Below are 19,081 nucleotides of genomic sequence, written 5' to 3'. Positions count from 1 at the left end.
GGGCGTTAACGCGCACCGCCCCGTTTTCCCGTTACATCGGCGTGCCCGCAGGTGCCATCAAATCATAGCGATCGTTCTGCGGGGCCGTGTCCATCGCCATCGGCGGTTCAACCTTCAGGGTGATCCAGTTTGAGGTGACACGCTGCTGTTTACTGTCCTCAAGGGTTACCGACAGACGATATTCGTTGCTGGCCTCCGGTGCCGGATCCCACTGCGGTAATATCACGCTCCAGCCCTGCGGATCGGCGTTATTGGCCGGTGGCGTCAGGCTCAGCGCCTGGGTATCGCCCTGCCAGCTTACCGCCTTAATGTCATTGCTGGCGCGCACCTGGAGCTTCAGCGGCAGACTCTCGCCACTGCTCAGCTGCCAGGGAGGTGTCGCCAGAAATACGGAGAGCGTTTTGCGCTGACGGAATGCGAGCACCGGCGTATCACTGCGGGTCACGGTATCGTAACGGCTGCCGCGCAGGGAACGCGCTTCTGCGACGTTACCGGCATCGAGCTGACGGCTCAGCGCCACGCCGAAGCGGTAGTTGAGTTTCAGCCCGAGCTGATCCTGACTCTCACCAGCACTGCTGGTTTTGTGGGTAGCGGATAAGGTCACCAGCGGCACGGGCGTGTAAGAGAGGCCAAACGACATGGCGGAGGGATTGTGATAGCGATTGCCGCTGTTAAACAGATCGACATTCTCACCCAGATATTGCTGATAGCTCACCGAGACGCCCACCTGGCGATAAAAAGGCAGATAGCTCTGGCTGGTGATGTCATAGCCGCGCGCCATGCGCTGCTGCTGTGTATCATTCAGGTTTTTCCAGCCGGAGAGCGGCTGATAGTAGTTGGCAGAGAAACGCATCGAATCGCTCCACGCCTCCGTGCCCACAGAGGCGCGCTGCAAGCCACTGCTGAAGGTGCGGTCGATAAAACCGTTGTAGCCCAGCAGCCAGTCACCCGCGTCCCAGCGTTGTCCCAGCCCCGCATTGCCGACCAGACCCTCATCGGTATCGTGCAGGCCAAGCTGGCTGAAGGTAAGCAGGCTGTTCTCATCGGCCAGGGCGCTGAAGAGATCGCCACCGGTGCCGTTGAAGTTCCCGTTCATATCGACTTTCAGATCCAGCTGCGCGTTGCCATACGGGGAAAGCAGTGACTGCCCTTCGCCCTCAACCCGATCGGCCACTTCATCGCGCAGATGATTGAAGGCCCAGACGCCCGCCTGCTGACCAAAGGTCACATTGCTGTCGCTGTTGTTACTGGCTTCACCGATACTTTTGGCCACGGCCGCCAGCTTTTTGCTCCACTCTTCATCCTGATCGCTGGCACCGCCCAGCGTCGGCAGCGAGTCACTGTAGCGCGCCGGATCGTCGAAGGGCGTCTCAGACACCGCCGTTTCGGTCTGGAAGGCGCGGGCGCTCTGCGTGGCAGTCAGCGACAGCGCAATTAAAGAGAGAACCCCTGTTTTCCGTATCATGTCACCCGGCACGTTGATTAGTGTGTTGCTGCGATTAAAGACAAATCATCAGCACTTACCTTAACATATTGTGACGGCGATGCAGGACAGCAGCGGCGAATTGTGCATATCCCGGAAAAATCCGGGCAAAAAAAGGCCTGCGTTCAGAGCAGGCCCGACGCCGAAAAGCGGGTATCAGGAGAAGATTAACCCGCCATCCACATTGATGGTCTGGCCGGTGATATAGCGCGCATCGTCCGAGGCCAGAAACGCCACCAGTCCGGCGACATCCTCCGGCTGACCGGCGCGCTTCAGCGGAATATTTTTCACCCACTCCGCCATCAGCTCACCTTTGCCGTAGGTTTTCTCCTCGCTGCTGAGGATCTCGCCCCAGACGCGATCGTTGTAATCCCACATCTCACTTTCGATGATGCCAGGACAAAAGGCGTTGACCGTGATGTTCCACGGCGCCAGTTCCAGTGCCAGACTCTGGGTAATGCCAATCACCCCCATTTTGCTGGCGGCATAGTGCGGCGTGTAGATAAAGCCCTGCCGTCCCTGTCCCGACGAGGTATTGATCAGGCTGCCGCTGCGCTGCTGCACCATATATTTTGCCGCTTCACGGCAACAGAGCCAGACGCCGGTGGTGTTAACCGCCAGAATCCGTTCAAAGTCGCTTTTCGGCATGGTGTCGAAGCGGTCGATGGTGATCACGCCCGCATTCTGTATCGAGACGTCAATCTGACCAAATCGATCAAAGACCTGCTGATAGAGCTGCTGCACTGCGGCTTCATCCGTGACATCAACCTGCAGCGCCAGAATTTCACTGCCGTACTGCTGCGAAAGCTGGTCGGCCGTCGTGAAGACCCGGTCAGCATTCGATACCATCACCAGCCTGGCTCCGTCGCGGGCGAAACGCGCCGCGATCCCGGCACCAATGCCGCGACAGGCACCGGTAATCACCACTGTTTTTCCACGTTGTTCGCGGCTCATAATCGCTCCTGTTAACTGTGACGGACATCAGTGAGAGGCACTGCCTGCTGCTTTTTTTCATGGCGACGCAGCAGCACCACTTTGCTTTGCAGACGTTGCTGGAACTGGTCGATCACCACCGCTGTCACAATCACCAGACCTTTAATCACCATCTGCCAGAAATCGCTGACGCCCATCATCACCATGCCATCCGCCAGGAAGACGATAACGAAAGCGCCAATAATCGAACCGGAAACCCGTCCACGGCCGCCCGCAAGCGCCGTGCCGCCCAACACGGTGGCACCGATGGCGTCCATCTCAAACATGTTGCCGGTCATCGGGTGCGCGGTCTGCAACTGAGAGGCCACCACCAGCCCAACCAGACCGGCGCACAGGCCGGAAAAGGCGTAGACAAAGATCTTCACTTTAATAATCGGCACGCCCGCCAGTCGCGCAGCGGACTCATTGCCGCCGATGGCATAGATATAACGGCCCAGCGGGGTTTTGCGCGTCAGGTAGAGGCCGAGCAGTAAAAAGCCGAGCATCAGCCAGATCGGCAGATAAACGCCCAGCACGGTGCCGGAGCCAAGCAGAGCAAAACCGGTGTTGCCCAGCGCGGGCACCCCCACCAGGTTGGCGTAGGTGCCGCCGTCGTTGAACAGCAACGCCGCACCGCGCGCCACATACATCATCCCCAGGGTGCAGATAAAGGGAGCCACGCCCAGCCGGGTGATCACCGTGCCGTTAATCAGTCCCACCAGCACGCCGAAGATGGCCACCACCAGAATCACTTCGGGCACGTTGAGAAACAGCGTATTGCCACCCCATAACGGAATGCCATTGGTCAGCAGCGCGCCCGCCACCATGCCGCAAATCCCGGCGACCGCGCCGACCGAAAGATCGATACCACCGGTGAGGATCACCAGCGTCATACCAATCGCCAGCAGCCCGGTAATCGCCACGTGCTGCGTCATAATCAGCAGGTTGGAGGGAGTCAGAAAGTTCGGCACCATCACGCTGAAAAAGCCAACCACAATCAGCAACGCAATAAAGGTGCGCGCCTTGAGCAGGTACATATAGAGCAGATATTTTTGGTTCATGACATTCTCCGGCCAGCTTAGCCCAATGGGTCAGGCGCTTAATCCTGCGGGGTTGATGCCGCAATCAAATGTTCTCGCGTCGCCGCTGCACGCGGCAGATCGGCAGTAATCCGGCCATCGGCCATCACTAAAATGCGGTCCGCCAGCGCCATCACCTCATCCAGTTCAGAGGAGGAAAACATCACGGCCAGCCCCTGCTGGGCCAGGTTGCCAATCAGGTGATAGACGTCGGTTTTAGCCCCCACATCGATGCCGCGTGTCGGCTCATCCAGCAACACCACCTGCGGTCCGGTCATCAGCGCTTTACCGAGCACCACCTTCTGCTGATTACCGCCGCTCAGCGCCGTCACCGGCAGCTCGGGATCGCTGACTTTGATCGCCAGATGGCCGATCATCTCGTTCACCCGTTGCAACTCCCGGACAGGATTCAGCAGCCCCAGCGCCCGACGGAAACCGCGCAGGCTGAAGTCAGAGAGCGTCATGTTGGCCGTCACCGACATCAGTTCAATCACCCCTTCGCCTTTGCGATCTTCGGGCACCAGCGCGATGCCACTTTTCAGCCGCTGCTGGAAGCTGCGTTTCGCCAGATCCTTACCGGCCAGCCGTACGCGGCCCGACTGACAGGGCATCAGGCCAATCAGCCCTTTAAACAGCTCGGTACGTCCTGCGCCCAGCAGGCCATAGATGCCAATCACCTCGCCTTTGCGCAGCGTAAAACTGACCTCATTCAGCCTGTAGCCGCCGTTCTGATGCAGCGCGGTGAGCCCCTCGACCTCCAGCACCGTTTCCCCTTGTGGCGCTGGCTGATAGTCGAACTGTTTTTTCTTATCGCCCACCATCTGGGCGATGATCCACGGCACGCTGGCGTCGCGCACCTCGCGCTCGCTGATAAAACGGCCATCGCGGAAAATGGTGATGTGATCGCCAATCTCCATCAGCTCTTCCAGCCGGTGAGAGATGTAGATGATGGTGACGCCGCGCCGCTTCAGCTGGTCGATAACGCTGAACAGCACTTTGACTTCCGACTGGCTCAGGGCGCTGGTCGGCTCATCCATGATCAGCACCCGGGTATCCTTCGACAACGCGCGGGCGATCTCCACCAGCTGCTGATGACCAATCCCCAGCTCGCCCAGCGGTGCATAGGGATCGACATCCAGTTGCAGCCGCTCTAGCAGCGACTTCGCCAGCGCGTACTGATACTTTTCATTGATCACACCGCGCTGGAAATACTCGTTGGCGATAAAGATGTTCTCCATCACGTTCATGTTGGGAAACAGGTTCAGCTCCTGAAAAATGATGCTGATCCCCTGCTTCTCCGCCTGATGCGTGGAGTTCAGCGACACGACTTTGCCATCCAGCAGAATCTCGCCTGACGACGGCGTTTCCACCCCCGCCAGCATTTTCATCATGGTGGATTTACCGGCCCCGTTCTCGCCGATCAGGACATTCACTTTGTTGCGATAAACCCGATAGCTGACCTGATCGAGCGCGGTCACGCCGGGATAGAGACGCGACACATTGCGCGTTTCGATAATCACGTCGCCGGACGGTTGCGGTTGAGGATTTTGCATCTGCCGCTCCTTATTGCCGGGTGATCGCAGCCGGCGTGATATCCGGCAGCTGTTGTGGAATATCCCAGCTGCTGAACACGCCGCTGACCATCACCTTATCGCCCACCTTCGGCGCGAACTGCTGCATCAGGCTGGAGGCGTGCTGGTTAATCGCCTTGCCGTAATCGCCGAACAGCACCTGATCATTAAAGTCCTGATAGCTCGCACCTCTGTAGACATCCCGCAGCGCGGTACCGCGAATAATCGGCCCGACCTGAATAGTGACACTGTCACCTGATTCATCCTTCACGGTCATCTTTCCGCTGCGTGACGTCGTGTTAACAGCGGTTACCTCGCCGCGAACGGAGACGCTGAAGACACAGGGATTCTCAGCCTGACTGCGATAGCCATAGGTCTGGCAGGCGCTGTCAAAGTCTTTGGCAGACTGCAGCGACTTCATCAGCGTCGCCAGCGGTTTCGCCTCCGCCTGAACCTGCGGCACCAGCTTCTGTTGCCACAGCTGGTCGATATTGGCCATTTTCGGATTGGGGGGATTTTTCAGTTCAGCCAGCTCCTGCTGCGACACAATTTTGCAGCCGCTTAACAGCATGACCACCAGCGTCAGCCAGACTCTTCGGGACATCTTCTTCTCCCAGGCGCCCGCTTTCGCAGGCGCGACAGCGGTTAATTACGACTTGTAGTTAAAGTCCTGTACGCCTTTAGCGTTTTCCGGGGTAATCAGAATGCCGCGGAACATCACGCGCTGTTTGGCCGGCTTAACGCCTTTCTGGATGAAGTTATCGAGATCGGTCACACCTTCGGCGGCAATCGCCTGCGCCTGCAGCATCACCGTGGCTTTCAGCGTGCCCGCTTTTACCGCATCGCGTTCGTCGTTGCTGCCATCAATGCCCACCACAATCACATCGTTGCGACCGGCGGCTTTGAGCGCGGCAATCGCGCCCAGCGCGACCGGACCGTTACCGCAGATCACCCCTTTCACATCCGGATGTGCCTGCAGGATGCTGTCCATGATGCGCTTGCCGTCGATCAGGGTGCCTTTGGCATCCTGACGCGCCACGCTCTGCATATCGGGATATTGATCCAGTACCTGATGGAACGATTTAGAGCGGGTCACGCAGTTGTTGTCGGCCAGGTTACAGGCCAGCTCGGCGTATTTGCCCTTCTCACCCATTTTCTCGACAAAGACGTTGGCCACGTCTGATCCCGCCTGGAAGTTGTTGTGGGTGATCTGGGCCAGCGCCACGTCATCTACCGGGATCTCGCGGTTGATCAGTACCACCGGGATCCCGGCATCTTTGGCTTTTTTAATCGCCGCCACGCTGGCGGTCGAGTCGGCGTTATCCAGCACGATACCCTGCACTTTCTTGCCGATAGCCGCGTCAATCAGTTCGCTCTGCTTCTTCACATCTTCGCCGTGCGACAGCACCGTGGTTTTGTAACCCAGCTCCTGCGCCTTGAGGTTGGCCCCTTTGGCTTCGGAGGCGTAGTAGGGATTATCGAGTGAGTTAACCAGAATCATAATGGTGCCTTTTTCGGCGGCAAACGCCGCCTGTGAAACCAGACAGGCAGCCACGGCAGTACACAGCAGGGTACGGTTTTTCATGATGTTCTCTCTTATCGTTATGGCAGGGTATGAAGTCCCGGTGTTGGGCTGGCCTTACCAGATGGTGAAGCCACCATCGATCATTAAATCTGCGCCGGTGATCATGTCGCTGCCGTTGCTGGCGAAGAACAGCACGGCGGCGGCGATCTCATCGGTATAAGCAAAGCGGCCCAGCGGAATCAGTTTTTTCATCTGCTCGCCCTTCTCGCCGCGCCAGGCTTTCTCGCCCATCGGCGTCAGCACCACAGTGGGCGACAGGGTGTTCACGTTGATGCGATGCGGAGCAAACTCTTTGGCCATCACTTTGGTCATGCCCAGCAGGCCCGCTTTGGCGGAGGTGTAGGCAACATGGTTGTCGATAGCGATGGACGCCGCCTGGGAGGCGATATTAATAATCTTGCCGCCCGCACCGGCACGAATCATCAGCTTTGCCGCCGCCTGCGAGCAGAGGAAAGGCCCGGTGAGGTTCACCGCAATCTGTTTCTGCCACTCGGCAAAATCGGTCTCGATCACCGGCTGCAGCATTACGTAGCCTGCGCAGTTGACCAGGATATCGATCCGGCCATAGTGGGAAACCACCGCGTCAAACGCCTCTTCCACCGACGCGGGATCGGTGACGTCACAGCAGACAAACCGCACCCGATCGGCCGAAAATTCCGCCTGCAGGCTGGCGACCTTCTCCGCTTCGAACGGCGGATAGAGCAATGCCAGACGCGCGCCCTTCTCCAGCAACATGCCATTAGTCGCCATGGCGATGCCGCCCAGCCCACCGGTCACCACCGCCACTTTGTCGGCCAGACTCATTGCGGTATCTACGCCGTAGCGCAGGTTTACGTCATATTCACCACTCATCCCACTCTTCCCCTCAGTATTTTGCGGATGCCGTTGCTTCACTCATTTTCGAACAAAAATATAAGCTATCGAAAAGAAATGATGTGTGGAGCAGATCAAATTTCGACCACCTGCCGCCTTAAGCGGCTTATCTGATTGAAAAGACGTGATCTGGCTTCCAGTCCCGAAATAAAGCCGCCTGGCTGCAATCGGGAAAGCCTGAGAGATTCAATAACCTGCGGATTATTTATTTTCGTTCGAAAATCAATGACGCTTCGGGCTATCTCGCATTCATAAAAATGGCGCGTTAAACTCAGCCACAGAGACCTTGTTTGGCCGACCTCTCAGGTTATTGGAAAAGGGAGCATTTCGATTGAAAAGCAAAAGTGAGCAGTTCGCTGACATGCAGCAACGCCGCGAGAAAATTCTGGAGATGATCCGTGAGGATGGCACGGTCACGGTTAAAGCGCTGACGGAGACCTTTGGCCTGACTGAAGCCACATTACGCAGCGACCTGCGCATGCTGCAAAAACAGGGCTTTGTGCAGCGCTATCATGGTGGCGCGACGCTGATGACGGGCAAGCAGAATACCGGGGCGATGCTGCTGGAGCGGCAGACCCATCTGGAAGAGAAAGAGGCGATTGGCCGGCTGGCGGCGCAGCATATCGAAAATGGTGACACGGTGATTTTCGATTCCGGCACCACGACCACCGCGATTACCGACGCCATCAGCCACATCCGCCGCCTGTCAGTGGTGACCACTGCGGTCAATATCGCCCTGAAACTAGGTGGCGAACCGGGGATCAACATCCTGCTGACCGGCGGCACCTTTAAATTTCCGACGCTCTCCACCTCTGGCGAGAAAGCGGCCAGTTTTTTCGAAAACGTACTGGCCGAAAAACTCTTCCTGGCGACCGCCTGCATCTCACCGCGTCTGGGCCTGAGCTTCCCCAGCGAAACGGACATTAAGGTAAAACTGGCGATGATCAAATCCGCCAGCACGGTTTACGTAGTGGCGGACTCCAGCAAAATCGACAAGGTTTCCATGTTCGCGCTGCCCTGTGACTGGAGCAACATCCACTACCTGATCACCGACAGCGGCATCAGCCCCGCGCAGGTCAAAGCCTTTGAAGCCTTAGGCGTCAAAGTGCTGGTGGCCCCGCTGCCGCTGAAGCGGGCGATGTAATTGAACACCCGTACCAAAGTGACGTGAGTGATTCCAGAGCGATGAGAAATAAGAATTTGAGGCGCAGAAAAGCGCGGTCATTCCAGCAAAACCCCACACCATCGCCAACCGTGCAGGAATGGCCTGCCTGAAAAGCAAAGTGTGCGAGCCAGGGATGGCGAGCCCAATCCGCAGGGATGCGGGATTCCTTTGCGATCAGGCAGGCTTTTCCTGCACGACGCACCGTCCTGCCGCAACATCATTACCAAACTAAACCCTGAACTACATCACTTGTACGCAATCTATATTGCGGCAAACTGAATCTTTATTGTGTATTGGAGACGAGCTAAATTATTCGAGGAAATGTCAGGCGCTAACCTCATGAACCGGCAAGCGAAGAGAATGGAAATCCGGTTGCATGAACGACGCTGCGAAGCGTTTTCAGTGTCGGATTACCGGTCGGAGAAAGTGTGCGATACAGCGATTCACGCGAAACACCGGCTTTCCGGGCAATAGTCGCCATTCCTCCCCGAGCCTCGACAACATGGCGTAACGCCAGTAAAAACGCCTCCTGTCCTCCCTCTTCGTCAATATCCAGAAATGCCTGATGCAGATAAGCCTGAGCAAACGCCGGATCCTCCCGAAGAGCATCAACCATGACGTCATCATATAAACGTTCTTTAGCCATACATCACCTCTTTAAATAATCTTTAAGGCAATTAATAGCCTCATTTATATCAGCAAATGTAGCCTAAAAACTACAACGCAGCTACGCTCTTAAGCTATCGATACGGGCTGTAACGGTCGGTACAATCGGACGATCTATCCTTACCCAAAACACTACACCGATGCCAACCGTGCAGGAATGGCCTGCCTGAAGAGCAAAGTGTGCGAGCCAGGGATGGCGAGCCCAGTCCGCAGGGATGCGGGACTCCTTTGCGATCAGGCAGGCTTTTCCTGCACGACGCACCGGCTCTTCAAACCATTCCTGCCTTCTCACCCAAACCTACCTGCACCTAATCCCGACCCGCTTCCGCAAAACCTCCGCCCCAATGCCAACCGTGCAGGAATGGCCTGCCTGAAGAGCAAAGTGTGCGAGCCAGGGATGGCGAGCCCAATCCGCAGGGATGCGGGACTCCTTTGCGATCAGGCAGGCATTTCCTGCACGACGCACCGTACTTCCTGCACAAGGCACCCGACTTCCTCCACGTCGCACCGGCTCCCCATCTCATCACCCCGCACCTGCAAATCCGCCCGATAAAACCGCACGACCTCACCTACCACCAGCAGCGATGGCGATACCGGCTGATCCCGCGCGACCGTCTCCGCCAGCCCACCCAGCGTGGTAATCAACACCCGCTGATCCGGCCGTGTGCCCTTCTCAATAATCGCCACCGGCGTCTCCGGATCGCGCCCCTGCGCCTGCAGCTGCGCACTGATCGACGCACTCCAGCTCAACCCCATATAAAACACCAGCGTCTGATTCACCGCCGACAGCGCGGCTGCATCCAGCTGCGGCTCGCCACTCCGGCCATGCCCGGTAATCAACCGCAACGACTGCGCACAATCCCGATGCGTCAACGGAATCCCGCTGGCCGCCGCACAGCCCACCGCCGCCGTAATCCCCGGCACGACCTCACAGCGAATCCCGGCCTCCTGCAGACTCACCATCTCCTCGCCACCGCGACCAAAAATAAACGGATCGCCGCCCTTCAGGCGGATCACATCGCGCCCGCTGCGCGCCAGATCCACCAGCAACTGATTAATCTGCGACTGCTTCAGCCCGTGCTGCCCCGGCTGCTTACCCACATCAATGCATAACGCGCTCTCCGGCACCTCCGCCATCACCGCTTCACTCACCAGCCGGTCATACACCACCACCTCAGCCCGCTGCAGCAACCGCAACGCCTTCACCGTCAGCAACTCCACATCGCCAGGGCCTGCACCCACCAGCCACACCACACCCTGCTGCTTAGCCACACCGACCGGAGCCAGTAACTTATCCAGAGAATCAATTGCTCGCGTCATCATTCCTCCACAACTACGTCGGACAGCAACAACTGCTTCAGCTCCGGAATACAGGAGCCGCACTGTGTGCCGCACTTCAGCTTCTCGCCCAATGCCTGAGTGCTGCGACACCCCTGCGCTATCGCCTGCAAAATCGTCTGCTCACCCACCGACATACAACTACAGATAATCCGGCCCGCCGCGCTGCGCAGTGCCGCCCGACCCGCCAGCACGCTATGCCGCCCGGCAGCATCCTGCGGGGCATCAGCAAAGGCTGCTGCAACAAACGCACCATCCAGCGACGGCAACGCGCTACCGACATAAAACGCCAGCTGCAGCTCACCGTCGCGCCATGCCAGCAACCGGTAATCATAACCGCTGCCGGTGGCGAACTGCACGTCACAACCTGACAAATCAACCTGCCCGGCCAGCCACGCCTGCGGCGATCCCTCGCCCGCTATCGCATAACGCTGCACCGCCGGATAGGGCGCACGCGACCAGTAACGCAATCCCGCAAGCGGCGTAATTCCCCGCTGCCACAACCAGCCCTGCCAGCTCACCGCCAGCGGCAGAATCCGCACCGGCGTCTGCTTCAGCGCGGGCTGCCCCGAAAACGGACAGGCCAGGGCGGCGACCAGCATGCCGATATGACTCTGCTGACTGAACTGCCGGTTCCAGTGCATCGGCACAAACAGCTCGCCGCGCCGCATCCCGGTATCAGCGCGCACCCGCGCACTGATCCAGCCCTGCACCGACTGCACCCGCGCCAGACCGCCCGCCGCGACGCCATACTGCACCGCGTCAGCGGGATGCAGCGCCACAAACGGCTCATCGCAATGCTGCATCAGACGTGGCACCAGCCCGGTGCGCGTCATGGTATGCCACTGATCGCGCACCCGACCGCTATTCATCAGTAGCGGATAAGCAGCATCACGCGGAGTTAAGGCAGGTATGGCCGGAACCAGCAGCCGGGCTTTGCCGTCCTTGTGGAAAAAGCGGCGATCGCCAAACAACCGGGCACAGCCCTGCGGAAAATCACTGTTCACCGGCCACTGAACCGGACGCAGCGCGTCCCATTCGGGCTGGCTTAACTGCGCCAGCCCGCTGATATCAAACGCCCGCTGGCCCCGGTTCTCAAAGCCCGACAGCGCCGCGTGCTCGCGGAAAATCTCCGACGGATGCTGCCAGTTAAACCCCTCACTGAACCCTAATCGCTGCGCCACCTGGGCCAGCAGCCACCAGTCAGGCCGGGCATCTCCTGGCGCGGCGGCAAAGGCGCGCTGACGCGAAATGCGTCGCTCTGAGTTCGTCACGGTGCCATTCTTCTCGCCCCACCCCTGAGCGGGCAGCAGAATATCGGCAAAGGCGCTGGTATCGGTCTGTGCCATCACATCCGACACAATCACCAGCGGACACGCCGCCAGCGCCTGCGCCACGCGATTGCCCTCCGGCATCGACACCGCCGGATTGGTGCCCATAATCCACACCGCTTTCACCTCGCCTTCGGCAATCGCCCTGAAGAGATCCAGCGCCATCAGCCCCGGCTGACGGGCTATCGACGGGCTGCCCCAGAAACGCTGCACCCGATCGCAATCCGCGTCCGTAAAACTCATGTGCGCCGCCAGCTGATTCGCCAGGCCACCCACTTCGCGTCCGCCCATCGCATTTGGCTGTCCGGTCAGCGAAAAAGGCCCGCAGCCCGCACGGCCTATTTTGCCCGTCAGCAGATGCAGATTAAGAATCGCCTGGTTATTGTCGCTGCCGGTGGCGGACTGGTTGATTCCCATGCACCACAGCGTCAGCACCCGATCGTTCTGACTGACCAGCCGGAAAAAGTGCGTCACCTGCTGTTCCGTTAAATCACAGGCCTCTGCCACCCGCGCCACATCCCACTGCGCGGCAGCGGCCAGGGTCTCACTCACCCCATTCAGATGAGGCAGCATGCTGCTATCAAGGCCATTGTGCTGTGCCAGCCAGTGCAGCAGACCGGAAAACAACGCCGAATCGCTGCCGGGACGCAGTGGCAGATGCAGATCGGCCTGATCGCCACTGGCCGTGCGGCGCGGATCAATCACCACAATGCGCATCGCCGGTCGTTGCAGCTTCGCCTGCATCAGCCGCTGCCAGACCACCGGATGCGCCCAGGCGGCGTTAGAGCCCACCAGCAACACCAGATCGGCCTGCTCCAGATCCTCATAACAGCAGGGTACCGCATCGGCTCCCAGCGCCCGCTTATAGCCAACCACTGCCGACGCCATGCAGAGCCGCGAATTGGTATCGATATTGGCCGCGCCGATATACCCCTTCATCAGCTTATTGGCGACGTAGTAATCCTCGGTCAGCAGCTGGCCGGAGCCATAAAACGCCACCGCCTGCGGACCATATTGATCGATCACCGCCCGCAATCCGGCCGCCGCTGCATCCAGCGCAGCATCGAGGCTGACCTGCTGGCCGTTAACCTGGGCGGTGAGCAGACGTCCCTGCGGGGTCAGCGTCTCGCCCAGCGCCGCGCCCTTAACGCACAACCGGCCCGCATTGGCGGGATGCAGTGGATCGCCGATCACAGTTGCCTGATGCGCTCCCTGCGGCGTGACGCAGACGCCACAGCCGACGCCGCAATAGGGACAGGTGCTGTTCATGATGCCTGCGCCAGCTGATTAAGCGGACGGTTTGCCAGCCAGATCTGACCCGCTTCCAGCTTCACCGGCCAGCAGCGCAACTGATGCTGCGGATTATCGAGACTCTGCCCGTCACGCAGCCGTATCCGCTGCTTGTAGAGCGGAGAGATCACCACCGGCTCGCCGCCAACATCGCCCAGAATTCCGCGCGACAGCACGCTGGCGTCGCTGCCAGGTTCGCGATCTTCCAGCGCAAACAGCGCATCACCAAAGCGGAACAGCGCGACACGCTCGCTGCCAAGTCGCGCGCCGATCCCCGCCTCTGGCGGAATCGCCTCCAGTGCGCAGATAGCACTCCACGGATCGGCGGGCAGTTGCAGCAGCGGACGCGCAGCCACGGATTCAGGCTGGCGCTGGCCGCGAACCCGGCTGTAGTGCAGCGATTCATCAGGCTGGTCGCTGTTGACCGTCGGCGTAAACAGCGCCAGGCGCGACGGGTCCGCCAGCGTGGTCTGCCACTCGCACTGATACGCCTCCACCACCCGCTGCATCTCCTGCTCCAGCGTCGCGCCCAGCCCGAGGCTATCTTCAATCACCACCTGACGCAGGTAATCCAGACCGCCTTCAAGATTGTCCATCCAGACGCTGGTGCGCTGCAGACGATCGGCGGTGCGGACATAGAACATCAGCAGGCGATCGACATAACGCAGCAACGTGGCGTCGTCGAGATCGCTGGCGAACAGGTCGGCATGGCGCGGCTTCATGCCGCCATTGCCACAGACGTAGAGGTTCCAGCCCTTTTCGGTGGCGATGACCCCGATATCTTTGCTCTGCGCTTCCGCACACTCTCGGGTACAGCCCGAAACCGCCATCTTGATCTTATGCGGCGCACGTAGCCCCTTGTAGCGGTTCTCCAGCGCGATGGCGAAGGCGGTCGAATCCTGCACGCCGTAGCGGCACCAGGTTGAACCGACACAGGATTTCACCGTGCGCAGCGACTTACCGTAGGCGTGACCGGTTTCGAAACCGGCTGCGAGCAGCGTCTGCCAGATATCGGGCAGCTGATCGAGCCGCGCGCCAAACAGGTCGATACGCTGACCGCCGGTGATTTTAGTGTAGAGATCGTAACGCGCCGCCACCTCGCCAATGGCGATCAGTCCCTGCGGCGTGATTTCGCCGGCCGGGACGCGCGGCACTACGGAATAGGTGCCATCTTTCTGGATGTTGGCAAAGTAGCGGTCGTTGGTGTCCTGCAGCGGCAGATGCGTCGGTTTCAGCAGATAGTCGTTCCAGCAGGAGGCGAGCAGCGATGCCACCAGCGGCTTGCAGATCTCACAGCCCTTTCCCCGTCCGTGCGAGGCCAGCAGCGCATCAAACGTCCTGAACTCGCCTGCCCGCACCAGGTGATAAAGCTCCTGGCGTGAATAGCTGAAGTGGTCACAGACATCTTTTTTGACCTCGACGCCCAGATTTTCCAGCTGAAACTCCATCACCTGCTTCACCAGCGCCGCGCAGCCGCCGCAGCCGGTGGCCGCTTTGGTGCAGCTCTTGATGCTGCTCATCTCACCGCATCCGCCTTTTACCGCCGCGCAGATATCACCCTTGCTGACGTTGTGACAGGAGCAGACCTGGGCGCTGTCCGGCAGCGCCGCGACGCCTGGCGCTTTCGGCGCACCGGCCAGCGCAGGCAGGATCAGGCTTTCTGGGGCGGTGGGCAGCGGTAAGTCATTGAGCATCATCTGCAGCAGCGTGGCGTAATCGCTGCTGTCGCCGACCAGCACGCCGCCCAGCAGCCGGGTGCCCTCCGCAGAGACCACGATTTTCTTGTAGATGCCTTTTGGCCCGTCGGTCCAGTGATAGTGCTGGCTGCCTGGCGTGCGACCATGCGCATCACCAAAGGAGGCCACCTCCACGCCCAGCAGTTTCAGTTTGGTGCTCATGTCCGCGCCGCTGAAGGCGGCCGGTTCAGCCGCCAGATGCCCGGCCAGCACCCGCGCCATCTGATAACCCGGCGCGACCAGGCCAAAGATCTGACCGTTCCACAGCGCGCATTCTCCAATGGCAAACACGTCGTCATCGCTGGTCTGGCAGCGATCGTTAATCTCAATGCCGCCGCGCGCTCCCAGCGTCAGGCCCGCCTCTCGCGCCAGCTCATCGCGCGGCCGGATACCGGCAGAGAACAACACCAGATCGCCGGGTAAACTGCTGCCGTCGGCAAAGCGCAGCACCACGCTGCCATCGGCCTGACGCTCAATCAGCTCGGTCTGTTTTGAGGTGTGAACCGTGACGCCCAGCGCGTCGATCTTCTGACGCAGCATCAGCGCACCGCCCTCATCGAGCTGCACTGCCATCAGGCGCGGCGCGAACTCCACCACGTGCGTCTCCAGTCCGAGCTGCCGCAGCGCATTCGCCGCCTCCAGACCCAGCAGACCGCCGCCAATCACAATGCCGCGCTGGCTATTACGGGCGCAGGCGGCAATGGCATCAAGGTCATCCAGCGTGCGATAGACAAAGCAGCGTTCGCCGTCGTGGCCCGGCACCGGCGGGACAAAAGCACGAGAGCCGGTCGCCAGCACCAGCTTATCCCACGCCAGCTCATTGCCCGCGCTATCACGCAGGCTGCGCTGCTGGCGGTCAATCGCGATAACCGTGCAGCCGCTGCGCAGTTCGATACCGTGCAGGGCAAAGAAGTCTGCGCCGACCAGCGACAGATCACCGGCCGTTTTGCCGTTGAAATAGTCCGACAGATGCACGCGATCGTAAGCCTGCTGGCGCTCCTCGCCGTAAACCACGATGTGATAGTGCTGATGCAGTTCGCGGGCAACCAGCTGTTCAAGAAAGTGGTGACTGACCATGCCGTGACCAATGACGGCTAAAACCGGTTTACTCATCTCAGGACTCTCTGCAGCCTGTGGCTGCGGTTCAGGTTGATCGTGATCGAACAGGACATCGAGCGTGACAGGTTCAGCGCGCTGCAGGCGTTCCAGCCACGCCGCGCCCTGCCGGGTGTCGCCAGAGAGCAGCACGCCACAGAGGCGGCCCTGACGGAGGAAAAGGCGGCGATAGTCGCCGGAGATCGGATCAAAACTGCGGATGGACGGCGCCTCGCTGACATCACCGGCGCTGAACAGCGAAATGCCACTGACCTTAAGCCGCGTCGCCAGCGGCTGGCTGACAAAATCCGCCAGCGGCGATCCCGCCAGCTGCGCCGCCAGAATGTGTGCCTGCGCCAGGCAGGGCGCGACCAGGCCAAAGGTTTCGCCCGCGATTTCACAGCACTCGCCCACCGCATAAACCTCGGGAATGGCGCTGCGCAGCTGACCATCGACCAGAATGCCGCGCTGACACGGCAGACCCGCCGCCTGCGCCAGCGTGATCTCCGGTTGCACGCCGATGGCGATCACCACCTGCGTGGCGGCGCAGTGACGACCGCTGGTCAGCACTACGCCCGCCTCGTCAATCGCCGTGAGTCCGCTATTGAGTTCGCAGCGAATGCCGCGCTGTGCTAATGCCGACAGCAACAGCTCGCCCGCTTTGGCATCCAGCTGGCGATCCAGCAGCCAGGGTTTGTGATGGACCAGCATGACCTCACGGCCACGGGCGCGGAGTGCCGCCGCCGCTTCAATGCCGAGAAAGCCGCCGCCCAGTATCACTACCGATCCCTGGCCCGCCAGCAGTCGCCGGACGTCGGCGATGCTGCGAAAACCCATTACGCACTCCGCGTCGATGCCGGGAATCGCGGGCAGACGGGGCTGTGAGCCGGTGGCAAACACCAGCCGATCCCAGCCGAGCTGGCGCTGATCGGTCTGCACCGTACGCGCGGCCAGATCAACCTGCAGCACGGTTTCGCCGGTGAGCAGCGTAACGCCGTGCCGCTGATACCAGTTGCGATCGTGGATCAGGGTTTCACCAAAGGACTTTTCACCGGCCAGCACCGGCGACAGCAGCACGCGGTTGTAGTTGCCGTGCGGCTCGCGGCCAATGACCGTGATGGCGTAACGCAGCGGCGCACGTTGCAGCAGGCTCTCCACCATCTGCATTCCCGCCATGCCATTGCCTATCACCAGCAACCGTTGCCTCATGGTCTGCTCCTTATGCCGCCGTGGTCTGTTTTTCGTAGAGAAAATGCAGCACTTTCTGGCGCAGCTGGTGGTAGCGCGGCTCATCCGCCAGCGCCACCCGCGAGCGCGGACGCGGCAGATCGACAGTCAGGATTTCGCCGATCTGCGCCGCCGGGCCATTGGTCATCATCAGGACCCGATCGGAGAGCAGCACTGCTTCATCTACGTCATGGGTGATCAGGACAATGGTGGTGTTCAGCTCCTGCTGAATGCGCATCACGCTGTCCTGCAGATGGGCACGGGTTAACGCATCCAGCGCGCCAAACGGCTCATCCAGCAGCAGCACGCGTGGCTTCATCGCCAGCGCCCGCGCAATGCCGACGCGCTGCTTCATGCCGCCGGAGATTTCGCCAGGCCGCTTGTGCATGGCGTGGCTCATCTGCACCCGATTAAGGTTGTGCTCGATCCAGTCGCGCATCTCCGCTTTGCTGAAGCGTCCTTTAAACACCTGCTGCACCGCCAGTTCGACGTTCTGAAATGCCGTCAGCCACGGCAGCAGCGAATGATTCTGAAATACCACCGCGCGCTCCGGGCCTGGCCCGGTGATTTCGCGGTTATCACACAGCAGCACGCCGCTGCTGGGACGGGTGAGTCCGGCAATGAGGTTCAGCAGCGTCGATTTGCCGCAGCCGGAGTGACCAATCAGGCTCAGGGTTTCCCCTTCGTGGATATCAAAGCTGACGTTGTCCAGTGCCAGGAACTCACCACTGTCGGTATTGAAACGCTGACTCACCTGCTGAACGCGAATAATGTGTTGCTGCATGATGTTCTCCTTATTTTTCCCAGCTGAAACGACGCGCCAGCAGCATCAGACCCTGTTCCAGCAGCAGCCCGACCACACCGATAATCAGAATGGCGATCAGAATGTTTGCCACGTTGAGGTTGTTCCACTCGTTCCAGATCCAGAAGCCGATCCCCAGCCCACCCGTCAGCATTTCGGCGGCGACGATCACCAGCCACGCGATGCCGATAGAGAGACGCACCCCCGTGAGCACCGCAGGCAGTACGGCAGGCAGCAGAATCCGGCGCATCACCGTCCATTCAGAGAGCTGTAACACCCGCGCGACGTTGAGGTAATCCTGCGGAATGCGCTGCACCCCTTCGGCGGTGTTGATGATCATCGGCCAGATCGAACAGATGAAAATCGTCCAGCTGGCGGCCGGCTCGGCGCGCTGAAACAGCAGCAGTCCAATCGGCAGCCAGGCCAGCGGGCTGACCGGGCGCAGTAAGGCGATAATCGGATTGAACATCCGCGCCATAAAGGTGAAGCGCCCCAGCAGAAAACCGGCCGGAATGCCCACCAGCGCAGCCAGACCGAAGCCGATGGCGACGCGCTGCAGGGAGGCCAGCACATTCCAGCCGATGCCCTGATCGTTGGGACCATTGCTGTAGAACGGATCAGCGAACAGCACCTGCGCGGCCTGCCAGGTCGCGTAAGGCGAAGGAAACGAAGGTTCAGACAGGGCGGCGATCTGCCACACCAGCAGCATCAGCAGCAGACCGCCCGCAGCCGGAATGCAGCGCTGCAAAAACGGACGCAGCCGCGCCGGACGAACGGCGGCTTTCGGGGTGACCTGTAACGGAATAACGGTGGCACTGCCGGGGGTTTGCATCGGCTGAGCCAGGGCGCGCGCGTCAGTTTTCATAAC

General features: G+C 60.0%; 14 protein-coding genes. 1 reads left to right on the top strand and 13 read right to left on the bottom strand.

All coding sequences use genetic code 11. From position 1 onward, the window contains the following. Positions 1 to 31: 31 nt before the first annotated feature. The 7 genes from ACN1CO_RS04510 to ACN1CO_RS04480 all read right to left on the bottom strand — a co-directional run bounded on the left by ACN1CO_RS04510 (position 32) and on the right by ACN1CO_RS04480 (position 7,542). Positions 32 to 1,465 carry a YchO/YchP family invasin gene (locus ACN1CO_RS04510; protein WP_419138013.1) on the bottom strand — a complete coding sequence of 478 codons (1,434 nt, stop codon included), beginning with the start codon at positions 1,463 to 1,465 and terminating at the stop codon, positions 32 to 34. A gap of 174 nt (positions 1,466 to 1,639) precedes the next feature. Then, entirely contained in the window at positions 1,640 to 2,437 is a 798-nt protein-coding gene (locus tag ACN1CO_RS04505; protein WP_419138012.1) for an SDR family oxidoreductase, read from the bottom strand. An 11-nt stretch (positions 2,438 to 2,448) separates the two neighbouring features. Continuing rightward, positions 2,449 to 3,516 carry an ABC transporter permease gene (locus ACN1CO_RS04500; protein ID WP_136198982.1) on the bottom strand — a complete coding sequence of 356 codons (1,068 nt, stop codon included), beginning with the start codon at positions 3,514 to 3,516 and terminating at the stop codon, positions 2,449 to 2,451. Positions 3,517 to 3,554: 38 nt separating this feature from the next. Continuing rightward, the gene (locus ACN1CO_RS04495; RefSeq protein WP_419138011.1) at positions 3,555 to 5,087 is read right to left on the bottom strand and encodes a sugar ABC transporter ATP-binding protein; all 1,533 of its coding nucleotides are present in this window, start codon (positions 5,085 to 5,087) and stop codon (positions 3,555 to 3,557) included. A 10-nt stretch (positions 5,088 to 5,097) separates the two neighbouring features. Beyond that, positions 5,098 to 5,709 carry a DUF2291 family protein gene (locus tag ACN1CO_RS04490; protein WP_419138010.1) on the bottom strand — a complete coding sequence of 204 codons (612 nt, stop codon included), beginning with the start codon at positions 5,707 to 5,709 and terminating at the stop codon, positions 5,098 to 5,100. A 45-nt stretch (positions 5,710 to 5,754) separates the two neighbouring features. Further along, positions 5,755 to 6,690 carry a D-ribose ABC transporter substrate-binding protein gene (locus ACN1CO_RS04485; RefSeq protein ID WP_179895931.1) on the bottom strand — a complete coding sequence of 312 codons (936 nt, stop codon included), beginning with the start codon at positions 6,688 to 6,690 and terminating at the stop codon, positions 5,755 to 5,757. Positions 6,691 to 6,744: 54 nt separating this feature from the next. Then, positions 6,745 to 7,542 (bottom strand): GolD/DthD family dehydrogenase, encoded by a 798-nt coding sequence (locus ACN1CO_RS04480; protein WP_419138009.1) that lies wholly within the window; start codon positions 7,540 to 7,542, stop codon positions 6,745 to 6,747. 352 nt (positions 7,543 to 7,894) lie between these two features. Here ACN1CO_RS04480 and ACN1CO_RS04475 point away from each other — a divergent pair, with 352 nt between their 5' ends. Beyond that, positions 7,895 to 8,707 (top strand): DeoR/GlpR family DNA-binding transcription regulator, encoded by an 813-nt coding sequence (locus tag ACN1CO_RS04475; protein ID WP_039660387.1) that lies wholly within the window; start codon positions 7,895 to 7,897, stop codon positions 8,705 to 8,707. Positions 8,708 to 9,065: 358 nt separating this feature from the next. Here the strand turns inward: ACN1CO_RS04475 and ACN1CO_RS04470 are convergent, their stop codons facing one another. The 6 genes from ACN1CO_RS04470 to ntrB all read right to left on the bottom strand — a co-directional run bounded on the left by ACN1CO_RS04470 (position 9,066) and on the right by ntrB (position 19,078). Then, positions 9,066 to 9,374, bottom strand: a complete 309-nt coding sequence (locus ACN1CO_RS04470; protein WP_419138008.1) for an addiction module antidote protein — start codon at positions 9,372 to 9,374, stop codon at positions 9,066 to 9,068. A gap of 458 nt (positions 9,375 to 9,832) precedes the next feature. Next, positions 9,833 to 10,714, bottom strand: a complete 882-nt coding sequence (gene cobA / locus ACN1CO_RS04465; RefSeq protein WP_419138975.1) for a uroporphyrinogen-III C-methyltransferase — start codon at positions 10,712 to 10,714, stop codon at positions 9,833 to 9,835. Further along, positions 10,714 to 13,332, bottom strand: a complete 2,619-nt coding sequence (locus ACN1CO_RS04460) for a molybdopterin-dependent oxidoreductase (RefSeq protein WP_419138007.1) — start codon at positions 13,330 to 13,332, stop codon at positions 10,714 to 10,716. The genes cobA and ACN1CO_RS04460 overlap by 1 nt, the downstream gene beginning before the upstream one ends. Next, the gene (nirB, locus tag ACN1CO_RS04455; protein WP_419138006.1) at positions 13,329 to 17,393 is read right to left on the bottom strand and encodes a nitrite reductase large subunit NirB; all 4,065 of its coding nucleotides are present in this window, start codon (positions 17,391 to 17,393) and stop codon (positions 13,329 to 13,331) included. The genes ACN1CO_RS04460 and nirB overlap by 4 nt, the downstream gene beginning before the upstream one ends. Positions 17,394 to 17,403: 10 nt before the next feature. After that, on the bottom strand, positions 17,404 to 18,195 hold the full coding sequence (locus tag ACN1CO_RS04450; protein ID WP_370426366.1) for an ABC transporter ATP-binding protein: 792 nt from the start codon (positions 18,193 to 18,195) through the stop codon (positions 17,404 to 17,406). 10 nt (positions 18,196 to 18,205) lie between these two features. Beyond that, complete coding sequence (gene ntrB / locus ACN1CO_RS04445) at positions 18,206 to 19,078, bottom strand: nitrate ABC transporter permease (RefSeq protein WP_419138003.1); 873 nt, start codon at positions 19,076 to 19,078, stop codon at positions 18,206 to 18,208. Between the last annotated feature and the right edge of the window lie 3 nt (positions 19,079 to 19,081).

This window comes from Pantoea sp. R13S299 (assembly GCF_048515925.1).
Lineage (GTDB): Bacteria > Pseudomonadota > Gammaproteobacteria > Enterobacterales > Enterobacteriaceae > Pantoea.
Note: the sequence above shows the minus strand (reverse complement) of the source record. Positions and strands in the feature narration are given on the sequence as shown.

Excerpts from the sequence above, each read along its gene's own strand:
- ACN1CO_RS04510 (WP_419138013.1), bottom strand. The coding sequence starts at position 1,465 with ATGATACGGAAAACAGGGGTTCTCTCTTTAATTGCGCTGTCGCTGACT.
- ACN1CO_RS04505 (WP_419138012.1), bottom strand. The coding sequence starts at position 2,437 with ATGAGCCGCGAACAACGTGGAAAAACAGTGGTGATTACCGGTGCCTGT.
- ACN1CO_RS04490 (WP_419138010.1), bottom strand. The coding sequence starts at position 5,709 with ATGTCCCGAAGAGTCTGGCTGACGCTGGTGGTCATGCTGTTAAGCGGC.
- ACN1CO_RS04480 (WP_419138009.1), bottom strand. The coding sequence starts at position 7,542 with ATGAGTGGTGAATATGACGTAAACCTGCGCTACGGCGTAGATACCGCA.
- ACN1CO_RS04485 (WP_179895931.1), bottom strand. The coding sequence starts at position 6,690 with ATGAAAAACCGTACCCTGCTGTGTACTGCCGTGGCTGCCTGTCTGGTT.
- ntrB (WP_419138003.1), bottom strand. The coding sequence starts at position 19,078 with ATGAAAACTGACGCGCGCGCCCTGGCTCAGCCGATGCAAACCCCCGGC.
- nirB (WP_419138006.1), bottom strand. The coding sequence starts at position 17,393 with ATGAGGCAACGGTTGCTGGTGATAGGCAATGGCATGGCGGGAATGCAG.
- ACN1CO_RS04470 (WP_419138008.1), bottom strand. The coding sequence starts at position 9,374 with ATGGCTAAAGAACGTTTATATGATGACGTCATGGTTGATGCTCTTCGG.
- cobA (WP_419138975.1), bottom strand. The coding sequence starts at position 10,714 with ATGACGCGAGCAATTGATTCTCTGGATAAGTTACTGGCTCCGGTCGGT.
- ACN1CO_RS04500 (WP_136198982.1), bottom strand. The coding sequence starts at position 3,516 with ATGAACCAAAAATATCTGCTCTATATGTACCTGCTCAAGGCGCGCACC.
- ACN1CO_RS04460 (WP_419138007.1), bottom strand. The coding sequence starts at position 13,332 with ATGAACAGCACCTGTCCCTATTGCGGCGTCGGCTGTGGCGTCTGCGTC.
- ACN1CO_RS04450 (WP_370426366.1), bottom strand. The coding sequence starts at position 18,195 with ATGCAGCAACACATTATTCGCGTTCAGCAGGTGAGTCAGCGTTTCAAT.
- ACN1CO_RS04495 (WP_419138011.1), bottom strand. The coding sequence starts at position 5,087 with ATGCAAAATCCTCAACCGCAACCGTCCGGCGACGTGATTATCGAAACG.